This is a genomic window from Pseudofrankia sp. EUN1h (assembly GCF_001854645.1).
GTDB classification, from domain to species: Bacteria; Actinomycetota; Actinomycetes; order Frankiales; family Frankiaceae; genus Pseudofrankia; species Pseudofrankia saprophytica.
This window is the reverse complement of record NZ_MBLN01000055.1, coordinates 1-12,372: the sequence shown is the minus strand read 5'-3', so window position 1 is coordinate 12,372 and position 12,372 is coordinate 1. Positions and strand designations below refer to the sequence as shown.

Below are 12,372 nucleotides of genomic sequence, written 5' to 3'. Positions count from 1 at the left end.
GAGGCGCGCCTCCGCGCCAGCACGGTCACCCACCGCTGAACGTCACCAAACCGAAGCCGCGACGCTCGCGGGGCCACCTCACGACCTGCGGAATCGGCTTCGCAGATTCCGCAGGGATCCCGTCGCTCGGGGCCGCGCCTGCGCCAGCTCGGGTGCGTCGCGGGTTCGGAGTCGCCGTGGTTGAAGGGTGATCTTGAGTACGGTTGGTGCTGGTTCATTGACAGGGGGTTGATGGGTTGGGGTGGGGGGTAGCTCTGGAGAATGAGCCACCGCCCAGACGGCATCCCCGGCCGCGAGCTGTCCGACGCGGCTCTGGTTCGTGAGGTGCGCCAGCTGCACCGGACCCGGCACGCGACGTTTCTCGAGGGCAGCGAGGACGCGTTCGAGACGCATACCCGGCGGATGATGGAGCTGGAGCGCGAGTATCTGCGCCGTTTCCCGGACGCGGCCAGCCCCGACCCGCGCCGCACCCGCGCCGGCCGGCGCCGCGCGGCGGGCCTTCCCGCCTAGCCCGGGCCCTCCCGCCGCTCGAGCTGGAGCCTGGTGTCCGCCGTCAGGCGGGTCAGGTCGGCGGCGGTGTCGATGTCGTCGGGACTGCCGACGTCCTCACAGGGCACCTGGAGCACGCGGTCCGGGTTGGCGCGCAGCCAGGCACGGGCGCCGACGTCACCGCGAGCCAGCTGGGCGACGTCCGGCCAGACCTCACGGCGCAGTAGCACCGGGGTGCGCGGCCGGCCCGCGTAGCCGGCGACGATCGCCGCCGGCCTCGGCCGCTCGCCGGCGCCCTCGGCGTCCGTACCCTCGGCGGCCGTGTTCGCCGCGCCGATGAGGCGGCGGATGAGCGCGGGGCTGACGAGCGGCTGGTCGACGAGCGCGACGACCACCGCGTCCACGTGATCCGCCGTGAACGCGGCGAGGCCCGCGCGCAGCGACGCACCCATGCCCTCGGCCCAGTCGTCCACCCGGACGACCCGTGCCGGCGCCACGGCCGGCGGGCCGCCGTCGGTGGCGCCCGCGCCGGCCAGGGCGGCGGCGACCTCCTCGGCCGCCGCCCCGACGGTCACCGCCAGCGGTGAACAGCCCCCGGCGGTCAGCAGGCGGGCGCCCCTCACCACCAGCGGCGTGCCGGCCCACGTCAGCAACCCCTTGGGCATCCCAAGGCGCCGGCCGGCTCCCGCCGCCAACAGAAGCCCCGCCACTCGCACAGGTGGTTCTTACCGGTCCGCGCCGCGACGGTCACTCCAAAACCTCGATACCGAGACCTCGATACCCGGGCCCATGGCGGCATGCCTCGCTAATGTTGGGCGATAGCCCAATGTGCCGAAGGCCGGCACGGAGGCGGATGCGTGTGTCCGGCGAGCGCGCAACCCTTGAGGCACCCGAGCGGGCTGGCGATGGCGGAGGGTGACGGCACGATGCGGGAGTTGACCGAGCAGCTGCGCGGCTGGCGCCGCGCCGGGACGTCGTTCGCGGTCGCGACGGTGGTGGGGGTGCGCGGCAGCGCCCCGCGCCAGCCCGGCGCGGCGATGGCCGTCGACGCGACGGGCGAGGCGCTCGGCAGCGTGTCGGGCGGGTGCGTGGAAGGCGCCGTCTACCAGGTGGCGACCGACGTGCTCGCCACCGGCACGGCCGTGCTCGAGACCTACGGCATCTCCGACGACGACGCCTTCGCCGTCGGCCTGACCTGCGGCGGCGTGATCGACGTGCTGGTCTCGCCGGCGGGCGAGCCGCTCTTCGAGGTGCTGGACGCGATCGCGGCCGACGTCCCGGTCGCCCTCGTCACCGTCCTCTCGGGCCCGGCCGACCCACCGACCAGCGCGGACCCATCGACCAGCGCGGAGCGGTCGACCAGCTCGATGCCGGTCGGCCGGCAGGTGGCCGTCTGGGCGGACCGGGTGGTGGGCAGCCTGGGCGCGCCGGGGCTCGACCACGCCGTCATCGACGACGCTCGTGGCATGCTCGCCGCCGGCCACACCGGCCTGCGCCACTACGGTCCCTCGGGACAGCGCTCCCCGGTGGACGCGGCCGCCACCACTCCCTCAGGTCCTGGCACCACCGGCGAGGAACGGGAGCCGCGGATCGCCGCCCCCGGCATCGCGGCCGAGGCGGCCGGCCTGCCGGCGGACGCGGTCACGGTGTTCGTGCAGTCGTTCGCGCCGCCGCCGCGGATGCTCGTGTTCGGCGCGATCGACTACGCCGCCGCGGTGGTCTCGCTGGGCCGCTTCCTCGGGTACCGGGTGACGGTCTGCGACGCGCGGCCGGTCTTCGCGACCACCCGGCGCTTCCCCGCCGCGCACGAGGTGGTCTGCGAATGGCCGGCGCGGTATTTCGCCCGGGTCCCGGTGGATGAGCGGACGGTGGTCTGCGTGCTGACGCACGACCCGAAATTCGACGTTCCGCTGCTGCGCGCGGCGCTGCGTTCGCCCGCGGGCTACGTCGGCGCGATGGGCTCCCGCAGGACGCACGAGGACCGGCTGCGTCGCCTGCGCGAGGACGGCCTCGCCGACCACGAGCTGGCCCGCCTGCGCTCTCCGATCGGCCTGGACATCGGCGGGCGAACCCCCGAGGAGACCGCGGTCTCGATCGCCGCCGAGATCATCCAGACGATGTGGGGCGGCACCGGTGCGCCGCTGGGCCGCACGGCGGGTCGCATCCACGGCGTCTCCGTCGACGTGGCGGGCTGAGACGCCCTTTCGGGGAAATGGGTTGAGGCGCCCCCACGAGGTGGTGGGTTGAGACGCCCCTTCGGGCGGCGGACCGGCATCCGGTCGAGAGCGACGGAACGGGCGGTGCATACTGTCCCGCAACGCGGTGATCTGTTCGGTAAAGCGGTGGCCGACGGACGGCCAAGGGCCGCCGGTTTTCTTTGTCGCCCGCCGCCGGCACCGGCACGATCGACCTTCGTCAACGATTCAGAGGTCTCGATGCGCCGCTGCTCGGCCCGTCCGCCCGCCGTCCTGACCCTGCTGCTGACCCTTCTGCTCGGTTCCGCCTGCGGCCGGACTCCGGCCTCGGACCCGGCGACCGCGCCGGCCTCGCCGACGAATCCCGCGATCGACACCGCCGACCTCACCGTCGCGCATCCGACCGTCTGGGTGTGCCGGCCGGGGACGGTCGACGACAACTGCGCCGCCGGGCTGGACGCCACCACCGTCGGCCCGGCCGGACCGATGGGCACGGAGCCATTCGGCCCGGCGGCGAACCCGGGCGCCGACTGTTTCTACCTGTACCCGACCGTCTCGCGGGTCGCGGCCGGCAACGCGCCGCTGAAGGCGACCGACACCGAGATCGCGGTGGTCCGGGCACAGGCGGCCCGGTTCGCGACGGTCTGCCGCGTGTTCGCGCCGGCCTACGAGCAGTACTCCGTGGTGTCCCGACTGCAGCCGGACGGGCCGTCCGACATCGCCCGCTCCATCGCCTTCTCCGACGTCCAGTCGGCCTGGAACGACTACCTGCTCAACGACAACCAGGGCCGGCCGGTGGTACTCGTCGGCGACGACCAGGGCGCGGAGATGCTGCTGCGGCTGCTTCAGGAGGAGATCGAGCCCGACGCCGGCCAGCGGGCGTTGCTCGTCTCGGCGCTGCTGGTCGGCGCGGACGTGCGGGTCGCGGCCGACGCGGGCGCGCTCACCGGCGGCGACCTGACGAAGATCCCTGCCTGCCAGCGGCACGACGAGTTCGGCTGCGTCGTCGCGTACTCGGCCTACGAGGGGGACGCGCCGGCCGACGCTCGGTTCGGCCTGCCCTCGGCGCCGTCGCGCGGCACCGCGGCCACGGCCGACCTCGAGGCCGCCCCCACCGACCTGCGGACGCTGTGCACCAACCCGGCGGCGCTCGGGGGCGGCAAGGCGGTGCTCGAGCCCTACCTGCCCACCGCCGCACTCATCGGCGCCTCCCTACCTGGGCTGTCGCCCGCGAACCTGCCGGCCGCCGGCACCGGTTTCGTCACCTATCCGGACTTCCTCACGGCCGAATGCCAGCAGGCGGGCGGGCGAGCCTGGCTCACGGTGACGCCCGAGCCGGCCCCGAACGGCGACACCCGGTCGCTGCCGGCCATCGAGTCGCCACCGTCCTGGGGTCTGCACTTCGACGAGTTCTCCCTGACGCTCGGGGACCTCGTCGAGCTCGCCGGCCGCCAGACCGCMGCCTACCTGGGCGCGCACCAGCCGCCGGCTGGCAACCACGGGTAGCGCGCGCAGCGAGTAGGCGGATCGGCGGGTAAGGGGATGGCGGATCGGGCAGATCGATCGGGGGGAGGGAGTTCGGCATGGCTGGCTATTCGGACCGGCGGGCGGCGGGGCTTGCCCTGGCCGACCGGGTGGCTCTCGTCGTCCCCGAGGGAGAGCCCGTGGTCGTGCTCGGCCTGCCGCGCGGTGGTGTTCCGGTGGCCGCCGAGGTCGCGCGTCGGCTGTCCGCGCCCCTGGATGCGTTCGGGGTGCGCAAGCTGGGTGCCCCCAGACAGCCGGAGTTCGCCCTCGGCGCGATCGCGACCGGCGGGATCAAGGTGGTCAACGAGACGATCGTCGGCCGGCTCGGTCTGACCGATGGCGAGGTGGAGGCGCTCGTTGTCCGGGAGGCGGCGGAACTCGCGCGCCGCGAGCACGCCTACCGGGACGGCCGCCCGCCGCCGGCGCTCGCCGGCCGGACGGTGGTGCTTGTCGATGACGGCCTGGCCACCGGCGCGACGATGGTCGCCGCGGCGCGTGCCGCCCGGGCGGCCGGGGTGAGTCGGCTCGTGGCGGCCGTTCCCGTCGCCTCACCCGAGGGTGCCGACGCGGTGCGCGCCGAGGTGGACGAGCTCGTCTGCCCGCTGTACCCACCCGACTTCCTGGCCGTCGGCCAGTTCTACGACGACTTCGCGGCCACGTCCGACGACGAGGTCCGTGACCTGCTCGGGGCTCTCATGCCCCACCGATCGGCCAGGTGACGGTCTGGCGCCCGCCGGGTTCGGTGGGGTCGGTTCGGAGATCCGCGATGGCTGGCGGCTGGTAGGCGCGCCGGACGCGTGACGTGTGCCAAGCTCCCGACTAGCCAATCGGCGGAGAAGGGGTGATACGGGCATGTCGTGCCCGGGTAAACCCGGCTTCGGCGAGCGAGTGAGCGCCCACAAACTATAGATTCCCGGCTGATGGGCTCGTGTTGTCGTGTTCGCTCCCCCCGGCGATGGCTCGCGCACCGGCAGGCGGCCGGCCGCGGCGGAGCCGGCGAGGCAGTTGACCACATAGGGAAGGAGAGATCCTCGTGACCGCAGCGGACACCGCGGACCTCGTGCTACGGGTCGTCGTCGGGCTGACGATCGTCGCGCACGGCTACAACCACATTTTCGGGCCGGGCGGCATCCAGGGCACCGCGGGTTGGTTCGCGAGCATGGGGCTCAAGCCTGGCATCATGCACGCCTGGGCGAGCGGCCTGATCGAGCTGGCCGCCGGTGTGGGTCTGGCCGTCGGGTTCCTCACGCCGGTCAGCGCCGGCGCGATCATCGGCATCATGGTCGTCGCCGGGATGACGGCGCACCGCAAGAACGGCTTCTTCATCTTCAAGCCGGGCCAGGGCTACGAGTACGTCCTGATGATCGCGGTCGTCTGCCTGGCCATCGCGACGTTCGGTCCCGGGTACGCCTCGCTCGACCACGCGATCACGATCGATGACAACGTCGACGGCTGGCTTGGCGGTTTGATCGCCCTGGTGCTGGGCGTGGTCGGCTCGGCCGGCCTGCTGATCACCTTCTGGCGCCCCGAGTCGCCGAAGCCGGCCCCCGTGGCCACCACGGACGCGCAGGCCAAGCAGGACGCGTAACGCGCGTATCGGCCGGGCCGTACGCACGTGGAGGCCCGAGCACGGAGAAGGGAGCTGTCGCGCCGAGGCCGGTGGGATGGCTCCCTTCCCCCGTTTCTACGTCTCGCCAGCGGGTTCCGCCGGCTGGGAGCCGGATCGGCTCATCGGATGCGCCTCGACGACCCGGCCCAGCAGGGACACGAGGGCAATCCGCTCCTCGCTGGCCAGCGGGGCCAGCAGCTGTTCGTTCATCGCCTCGGCGCGTTGGGCCACCTCCGTGTGGGTGTTCTCTCCGCGCACCGTCAGCCGAAGCACGTTGCGCCGGCCGTCGTGCGGGTCGCGCACGCGGCGGATCAGCCCGCGCTGGACGAGCCTGGCCACGACGTCGGCGACCGTGGAGCGGTCGAGGCAGGCACGCTCGCCGAGGGTCCGCTGGTCGATGTCGGGCGACGCCCGCAGGCTGTTGAGTACGACGAACTGCGGTGGAGTGGTCTCCGTGGAGACCGAGGCCGTCCACAGCTGGTGGATCACCTGCTGGAGGCGGCGGGCGAGGTGCCCTGGGTTGGCCGACAGGTCCGCCGCGCCGTCGACGGCGGTTCCGGACGGTTCCGACACGGTGGTCCGTCCACCATTCCCTGCCGAATGGTCGGGAAGCATCTGCGTGTTCAGGGTCTGCGTCCGTTCGCTTCGGGCACCTAGGACGGGGCGCGGGGAGCGCCTCGTCATCGGGCGCTTCGCGCCCCGGACCTACCAGGTCGGCTTCGCCGATCCGGCAGGAACCCCGGCGCGGTCTCGGGTTGAGGCATATAGCGGTCGGCGGTACTGGGCTCGGGCCGCTGAGGGCTGGGCTGATGGCGGTGCTTGGCCCGGCGGTCCCTAGTAGKGGCATATGACGGGCCGGACTCGCTCCGAGGGCTGCGATGTGGTTGGACAGGGTGCTTACGGGAAGTTGGTCGGTGTCGGGCCCGGCGGTCGGCGGCGCGCTGTGTTGATGGGTTGAGATCATAATCGTCCGCATCAGGTCGTGCTGTGGCGGAATCGCCGGAGAAGAGGGCCTCGACCCCAGAGAAGGTGGCGTGTCGGCCGAAAATGTACGAACATTCCGCTTTCAGTACCCAAGCGGAGTGGATGTCTCCAATTTGACACCGAGTGCCGCCCTCTTGGCGTCCAGGCGACAAGGCGACGATGCCTGATCGTCCTGACGGGGTGAGCCGCTCTGGGAACGTCGGCGCGAGCACCGGATCTACCGCCCAGCAGCACCGTCGACGACTCTTCCACGATTTGCCGATACCCGTCCGGGTAGATCCAGCTCGTGGCCTGGCAGCGGGCCGGGCCGAGGTAGTCGGCATCAGCCGGATGTGACGGGAGCAGCCGATGGATCGAGGCAGCGCCAAGCACGGCCCGCAGCTCGATGAGGCGATGGCCGGGGAGGTGCGTGGATATGTCCGGGCGCGGCGGGATCCTCGTGCGGTCGAGTGGAGGTCGCCCGAGCCGCCCACGGACGACGTGCCGGAGGCTCTCGATCGCCAGGACGGGATCGGTCGCGGGAGCGCGCCCTCCGGCATGACCCTCTCCGACGTCGAGGAGCGCTCGGAGCTGGCCCGATGGCTCGGTCGGGCGGTCTTCCCCGCCGACCGCGCCGAGGTGCTGGCGCATCTGCGCGGCCAGAACGCCCCGGACCACATCGTCGAGGAGATGCGGGCGGCACCGCCGGAGGCGCGGTTCGGGTCGCTTGGCGAGCTCTGGCGGGCACTGCACGACGGGGCGCACGTCGAGGCCAGACGCTACTGACTCCTTGGCTGGCCTCGGCTAGGTGAACCGTTGTTTCGTTCTACCTGTTTGATCTTTTATGTCAGCCTGTCGGCTCGTCTGTGGGGCCGTCGGCGCTCTGAAGCCGGCGACCCACGGGCGGGTCCGCGGCCGACTGTCGTCCGCTTCTGACCGCTTCTGACGGCTTCCAACTGCTTCATTGCCGAATCATCGAGAATGACGGCTGAGCATGGAGGGCACGGATGGGCGGGGCATCGAGCCGACCCGACCAACCGGTGGAGTGCGATCTGGTTTCGGCGGCGGCGGCAACATCGGGCCGAAGGTCCCTGTGTCGACATAGCGGGCGCGCCGCTGGGCAAGAGCGGTCACATGAAGCGATACGCGGGTGTGCGGGACCGGGCCACGGCCAGCCGCCGAGACGTCGGCCGGCTGGTGGTCGTGTGCCTGGTGCTCGGGGTGGTCATTCTCGTGCTGTCCGGGCTGGTCGGGGCGCTGGACCTGCTCGCGGTGGGCGCTGTCCTCGGCGTCTGGGCGCTGTGCGTGGCGGCCAGGCTGATCCTCGGGCGTTACGGCGAGGACTGGGCCCTGCCCGCCGACACCGGCGCCGCCGACCTGTGGCCTCGGCTTCGGGCCAGGGTGAGCCGGCGAGGGTCCGCGTCGCCGGCTGGGCCTGGCGCCGGCGGCCGTCTGCCCTGGGACAGGGCTCGGAGCTACCTGGATGCCCGCCGGGGCCGGCGCGCGGCGGCCCGCCTCCCGCTGCCCTCGCCGGCCTCCCCGTCTGGTGCCATGGGTCCTGGTGCGGTCCGGGCGGACGCGGCCCGGCCTGCCCGGCCCGGCGGCGCGGCGCGGGCCGGGGCCAGGAGGCCCGAGGCCGCCGTGGGCGCGTCGGCGGGGAAGCGGCCGGCGGTTCCCGACCGGAGTCCGTCGCGGCGACCATGAACCGACCTCGGCGACCATGAACCGTCCTCGGGCCCGGTGAATAGCCGTCGAATGACCCGGGTAGGTCCTCAGGTATGGGTGCGACGAGTGAATATGGCCGACGGCCGGCTTCTGATGGTTTGTTTCACACACTTGCGGCGGGGTTGGATCAGACGGAGCGGGAGCAGACCCTCAATCTGATCAGGCAGCGCCTTTATGCTGACCGTGCCGCCGCGGCGGCCGGGCAACGGGAGCGCCAGGTCGATGTCGGCACGCGCACGCGTGCGCGCCGCCGCCGCGACAACCCCGACGAACCCAAGCGCTGAACATGCGCCTGACATGCGCCTGCCAGCCGTCGGGCGCGGCGGGAGGTACCGCKGGGCATCGTTCCACCCCCAGGGCGGCGTGCATTTCTCGGGCTGATCCGCTTTTCCTGAGCCGTGGTTTGTCGAATGCCATGGCCTGGCTGCGTGATCGCCTTAGGTCAGGACTCCCGCCCACTCTGAGCGTGGGAAACCGCCGGCCTATGCGCTCACACACGCTGAAATGCCGATACGCCGCCTGGTGGACCTAATGGTCGAGAAGTGCGGCGTATCGGCATTTCAGCGGATGGGTGCCCAGCCCGCCTGATGCGCGCCGAGGGAGCTCGGCGGACGGTCGTAGCCATGAATCGCGCCGCCGACGGAGCCCGCGGGCGCAATGTAGGAGAGCTCTCCGAACTCGCTGCGCATCGTGCGCCGGTACGAGTCGAGGTCGCCGTCCTTGGGCTCGGCCAGGTCGAAGGTGTCGCGCTCACCCAGCGACGTGAGCCAGCGGGCGGTCTGCGCGAGCGAGACCCGCACATGCCAGCTGCCGCCCTCCCGCTCGCGGCGGGCGAGCGCGTCCAGCACGCCGTAGGCGGCCAGGTAGCCGGTGGCGTGGTCGAGCGTCTGCGCGGGCAGCGGCACCGGCCGGTCCGACCCGCTGGCGCGAGCCCCCGCCAGCGCGATGCCCGCCGCGGTCTGCACCAGGCTGTCGAAGCCGCGCAACCCGCTCCACGGGCCGACCCGGCCATAGGCGCTGATCGTCGCGCAGACGATGCCCGGCCGGATCCGGGCCAGCGCCTCCGGCCCGAACCCGAGCCGGTCGAGCGCCTTGGGCCGGTAGGCCTGCACCACGACGTCCGCCTGCGTGACCAGCTCCCGCAACCGGCGCGCGTCCGAGGCCACCCGCAGGTTGAGGAAGGCGCTCCGCTTGCCGAAGCCCGTGTCGATCACCAGTGCGCGCGCGTCCGGCAGGTGCGCGGCGCCGACCCGCAGCACGTCAGCCCCGAACGAGGCCAGTACCCGGGCGCACACCGGCCCGGCGATCACCCTCGTCATGTCCAGGACGCGCAGGCCGGCCGCCGGGCGGGCCGGCGACGGACGGGCCTGTGCCTGCGTGGACAGCGCCCGGGCGGGCGTGGCCGGCGCCCGCGTCCCCCTCGGCGGGCTCACGGCGGACGGCCCGCCGCGCGCGGCCGCGCTGTCGGCGATCTGCGAGGTCTCGGTGAGCGGCAGCTCGGCCACGGCCCGCCCGGCGGGGTGCGCCCACCAGTCCCGCTCCTCACGCGCCATGGCGGCACACATGCCCATCGCGTGGAGTTCGGCCTCCAGGTCGGCCGCGTTGTACCGGGCCACCGCCCGGGCGACCGCGGCCGGGTCCGCGCGGGTGTGGAGCAGGTCCAGCACCCCGGCCCGGTGGTGCGGCAGGTTGCAGTGCAACTGGACCCAGCGACCGTCGCCGGCCCGGTAGTAGCCGGAGAGCGCGTCCCACGGGCTCGGCGCGGGCCGCCCGCTGATCCGCAGCAGCCGCTCGCTGCGGAACGCGGCGGCGGCGTGCCGCGTGTCGATGCTGACCGGCAGGACGTCCTCGCCCGACCGCGCGGCCCACAGTTCGGCGGCGCCGTGCGCGGCCGCGGCGACGGAGATCGTGGCCGCGGCGGTCACCCGGTAGAGGCTCGGCAGGACGTCGACCGGCCCGGTGATCGTGAGGCGCGAGGCCGCTCGCGGGTCGCCGACGACCTCGGCGAACTCGGTCAGGATCCCGGCGGTCTCCCTGACCGTGTCGGGGTCCTCCTGCGCCTCCCGTGCCGTGCCTGCCGTCGCAACCGTGATCGCCGTGGCGGCCGCCGGGTCAGGAGCCGTCGCCGGCAACGTCTCGGCGTCGGCGTCCGCGCTCGGTTCGCCGTTCTCGCCCGTCTCGGCGGTCTCGTCCGCGCTGGTCGTCGCGAGCGCCTGATCCGTGGCGTCCGTCGCTGTGGCCGCGGGGTCGGTGCCGGCGGCCTCGCCGTCGACCACCGCTTCGGTCAGGTGGGCGTCCGCGCCGTCCGTCACGTCGGCGTCGCCCGCGCCGATGCCGTCGCCGTCGACCGGCTCGGCGCCACCTGCCAGGGTGTCGCCGTCAGCCGCGACCGCATCGTCCGTGACGGCTACATCCTCCGAGAGGTCGCCATCCGACCTGGTGGCGCCGTCGGAGACGGCCTCGTCGGTCGCCGTGGCGACGGCCGCTGGGGCAGGGCGAGCCGTGTCGCCCGACCGTGGTCGTTCATCCAGCTGGTCCGCCATCTCCCCATCCACCTCAGCGCCCGTCCGGATCACCGCTGTCTGTCCACACCTGATGTCCGACAGTGGGCGGTTCGCCACGTACAGCATCGCACCAGTCGTGACAGCATCCGGCGCAACCGCCCAACCAGGACCATCATGACTAGCGGAAGTGCCCCCGCGGCGCTCGGGGAGACCTGAGGCGTCAATTCGGGGAAAAGCCGGCCTGAGTGTTGGACGTGGAGGAACTTAGGGGGCGGGACCGGGGAGGCCGATCGAAGAGGTTCGGCCGACGGACGGGCGACGCGATGCGCGTGGGAGGGGATGGCGCATGGCCAGGCGGACGTCGTTGTACGACCTGCTCGGCGTGTCCCAGGCCGCGACTCTCGACGAGATCAGAGCGGCCTACCGGCGCGGCGCGCGCGTGCTGCACCCGGACGCCGGTGGCTCGGCGGCAGCCTTCGAACGGATCACCCTCGCCTACCAGATCCTCGCCGACCCCGCTCGCCGCTCCGCCTATGACCACTACGTCGCCGCCGGTGGCACCGTCACTGCCGGCGGAAGCACGACGGCGCCACGGCAGGGCTTCCCAGCAGGCTCGGACACGTCAGGCTGGCCCGGTGGCACGGCCGGCGGCGCGCCGGCCAGGGGAGACGCCGTCGGCCGGCACCGACCGTCGGGTGATCGTCCCGGCTCGCTGGGGGGCTTCCCCGGAGTGAGCCGGGCCGCGCGGCGCGGCTACCTGGCGATGATGGGCGTCGCTCTCACCCTGTTCATCCTGGCCGGCACGGTCGTGCGACCGGTCTCGGTACCGGCGGCGGTGGCCATGGCCCTGGTCGCGATGGTGATCCCCCCGATCGCGGCCATCGTGGTGAACCGTCCCCGCGCCCGGACGGCGGACCGCGCCGACGGGCGCACCACCGATCGCGGGACCGCCGGCAAATAGAGCCGTTGCCGTGCCGGCCCAGGATCCCCGCTGAAGCCGGGGGCGCCCTCCTCGGCCGGCGGGCGCCGTTTCGCCGCGTGACGGGGCGAGGACTTCTTATCCTCTGGCTATGCCGAGATACGACTACCGCTGCCGGGTCTGCGACACCTCCTTCGAGGTGCGGCGCGGCATCCACGAGGACGCGCCGGCCTCGGCCGTGTCCTGCCCCGCCGGTCACGCCGAGACCTCCCGTGTCTTCGCCGCGGTGGCGGTCTCCCGGGGCGTGTCCGCGCCCATGCGCGCTCCCATCCCCACCGCCGGCGGTGGGGGCTGCTGCGGCGGCGGCTGCGGCTGCCACTGATGGCGGCGGCGGGGATGGGCCAACGCGACCCGCCCCGCGTGACCCGCCCCGCGTGACCCGCC

The 12,372-nt window shown here is 73.2% G+C and carries 13 protein-coding genes; 10 read left to right on the top strand and 3 right to left on the bottom strand.

Annotation, left to right across the window (positions count from 1 at the left end; genetic code table 11):
• Positions 1–261 precede the first annotated feature (261 nt).
• Positions 262–510 carry a DUF6158 family protein gene (locus BCD49_RS19400; protein ID WP_007518175.1) on the top strand — a complete coding sequence of 83 codons (249 nt, stop codon included), beginning with the start codon at positions 262–264 and terminating at the stop codon, positions 508–510.
• On the opposite strand, the gene BCD49_RS19395 is transcribed toward BCD49_RS19400, so the two are convergent.
• Positions 507–1,199, bottom strand: a complete 693-nt coding sequence (locus BCD49_RS19395) for a nucleotidyltransferase family protein (protein ID WP_269799848.1) — start codon at positions 1,197–1,199, stop codon at positions 507–509. The genes BCD49_RS19400 and BCD49_RS19395 overlap by 4 nt on opposite strands.
• Before the next feature lie 216 nt (positions 1,200–1,415).
• On the opposite strand from BCD49_RS19395, the gene BCD49_RS19390 reads away from it, so the two are divergent.
• The 4 genes from BCD49_RS19390 (at position 1,416) to BCD49_RS19375 (ending at position 5,796) form a co-directional block, all read left to right on the top strand.
• On the top strand, positions 1,416–2,684 hold the full coding sequence (locus BCD49_RS19390) for an XdhC family protein (protein ID WP_027140245.1): 1,269 nt from the start codon (positions 1,416–1,418) through the stop codon (positions 2,682–2,684).
• Between the two features lie 240 nt (positions 2,685–2,924).
• Entirely contained in the window at positions 2,925–4,190 is a 1,266-nt protein-coding gene (locus BCD49_RS19385; protein WP_007518182.1) for a DUF3089 domain-containing protein, read from the top strand.
• 77 nt (positions 4,191–4,267) lie between these two features.
• Entirely contained in the window at positions 4,268–4,927 is a 660-nt protein-coding gene (locus BCD49_RS19380; protein ID WP_007518184.1) for a phosphoribosyltransferase, read from the top strand.
• A 314-nt stretch (positions 4,928–5,241) separates the two neighbouring features.
• Positions 5,242–5,796 (top strand): DoxX family protein, encoded by a 555-nt coding sequence (locus BCD49_RS19375; protein WP_007518186.1) that lies wholly within the window; start codon positions 5,242–5,244, stop codon positions 5,794–5,796.
• Between the two features lie 96 nt (positions 5,797–5,892).
• Here the strand turns inward: BCD49_RS19375 and BCD49_RS19370 are convergent, their stop codons facing one another.
• A complete protein-coding gene (locus tag BCD49_RS19370) occupies positions 5,893–6,390 on the bottom strand; it encodes a MarR family winged helix-turn-helix transcriptional regulator (protein WP_007518188.1) in 498 nt (165 codons plus the stop codon).
• Positions 6,391–7,149: 759 nt separating this feature from the next.
• Here BCD49_RS19370 and BCD49_RS19365 point away from each other — a divergent pair.
• The 3 genes from BCD49_RS19365 (at position 7,150) to BCD49_RS40815 (ending at position 8,789) form a co-directional block, all read left to right on the top strand.
• A complete protein-coding gene (locus BCD49_RS19365) occupies positions 7,150–7,566 on the top strand; it encodes a DUF2795 domain-containing protein (RefSeq protein WP_007518190.1) in 417 nt (138 codons plus the stop codon).
• A gap of 348 nt (positions 7,567–7,914) precedes the next feature.
• Positions 7,915–8,484, top strand: a complete 570-nt coding sequence (locus BCD49_RS19360; RefSeq protein WP_007518191.1) for a hypothetical protein — start codon at positions 7,915–7,917, stop codon at positions 8,482–8,484.
• 74 nt (positions 8,485–8,558) lie between these two features.
• Complete coding sequence (locus BCD49_RS40815) at positions 8,559–8,789, top strand: hypothetical protein (RefSeq protein ID WP_083401564.1); 231 nt, start codon at positions 8,559–8,561, stop codon at positions 8,787–8,789.
• Between the two features lie 276 nt (positions 8,790–9,065).
• On the opposite strand, the gene BCD49_RS19355 is transcribed toward BCD49_RS40815, so the two are convergent.
• Positions 9,066–11,048 carry a CoA transferase gene (locus tag BCD49_RS19355; protein WP_198535937.1) on the bottom strand — a complete coding sequence of 661 codons (1,983 nt, stop codon included), beginning with the start codon at positions 11,046–11,048 and terminating at the stop codon, positions 9,066–9,068.
• Positions 11,049–11,355: 307 nt separating this feature from the next.
• Between BCD49_RS19355 and BCD49_RS19350 the strand changes: the two genes are divergently transcribed.
• Positions 11,356–11,970, top strand: a complete 615-nt coding sequence (locus BCD49_RS19350; protein ID WP_007518195.1) for a J domain-containing protein — start codon at positions 11,356–11,358, stop codon at positions 11,968–11,970.
• Positions 11,971–12,079: 109 nt separating this feature from the next.
• The gene (locus tag BCD49_RS19345) at positions 12,080–12,310 is read left to right on the top strand and encodes an FmdB family zinc ribbon protein (RefSeq protein ID WP_007518197.1); all 231 of its coding nucleotides are present in this window, start codon (positions 12,080–12,082) and stop codon (positions 12,308–12,310) included.
• Positions 12,311–12,372: the final 62 nt, after the last annotated feature.

Coding starts and splice junctions, on each gene's coding strand:
- BCD49_RS19400 (WP_007518175.1), top strand. CDS start 262: ATGAGCCACCGCCCAGACGGCATCCCCGGCCGCGAGCTGTCCGACGCG.
- BCD49_RS19390 (WP_027140245.1), top strand. CDS start 1,416: ATGCGGGAGTTGACCGAGCAGCTGCGCGGCTGGCGCCGCGCCGGGACG.
- BCD49_RS19380 (WP_007518184.1), top strand. CDS start 4,268: ATGGCTGGCTATTCGGACCGGCGGGCGGCGGGGCTTGCCCTGGCCGAC.
- BCD49_RS19365 (WP_007518190.1), top strand. CDS start 7,150: ATGGATCGAGGCAGCGCCAAGCACGGCCCGCAGCTCGATGAGGCGATG.
- BCD49_RS19360 (WP_007518191.1), top strand. CDS start 7,915: ATGAAGCGATACGCGGGTGTGCGGGACCGGGCCACGGCCAGCCGCCGA.
- BCD49_RS40815 (WP_083401564.1), top strand. CDS start 8,559: ATGGGTGCGACGAGTGAATATGGCCGACGGCCGGCTTCTGATGGTTTG.
- BCD49_RS19355 (WP_198535937.1), bottom strand. CDS start 11,048: ATGGCGGACCAGCTGGATGAACGACCACGGTCGGGCGACACGGCTCGC.
- BCD49_RS19350 (WP_007518195.1), top strand. CDS start 11,356: ATGGCCAGGCGGACGTCGTTGTACGACCTGCTCGGCGTGTCCCAGGCC.
- BCD49_RS19345 (WP_007518197.1), top strand. CDS start 12,080: ATGCCGAGATACGACTACCGCTGCCGGGTCTGCGACACCTCCTTCGAG.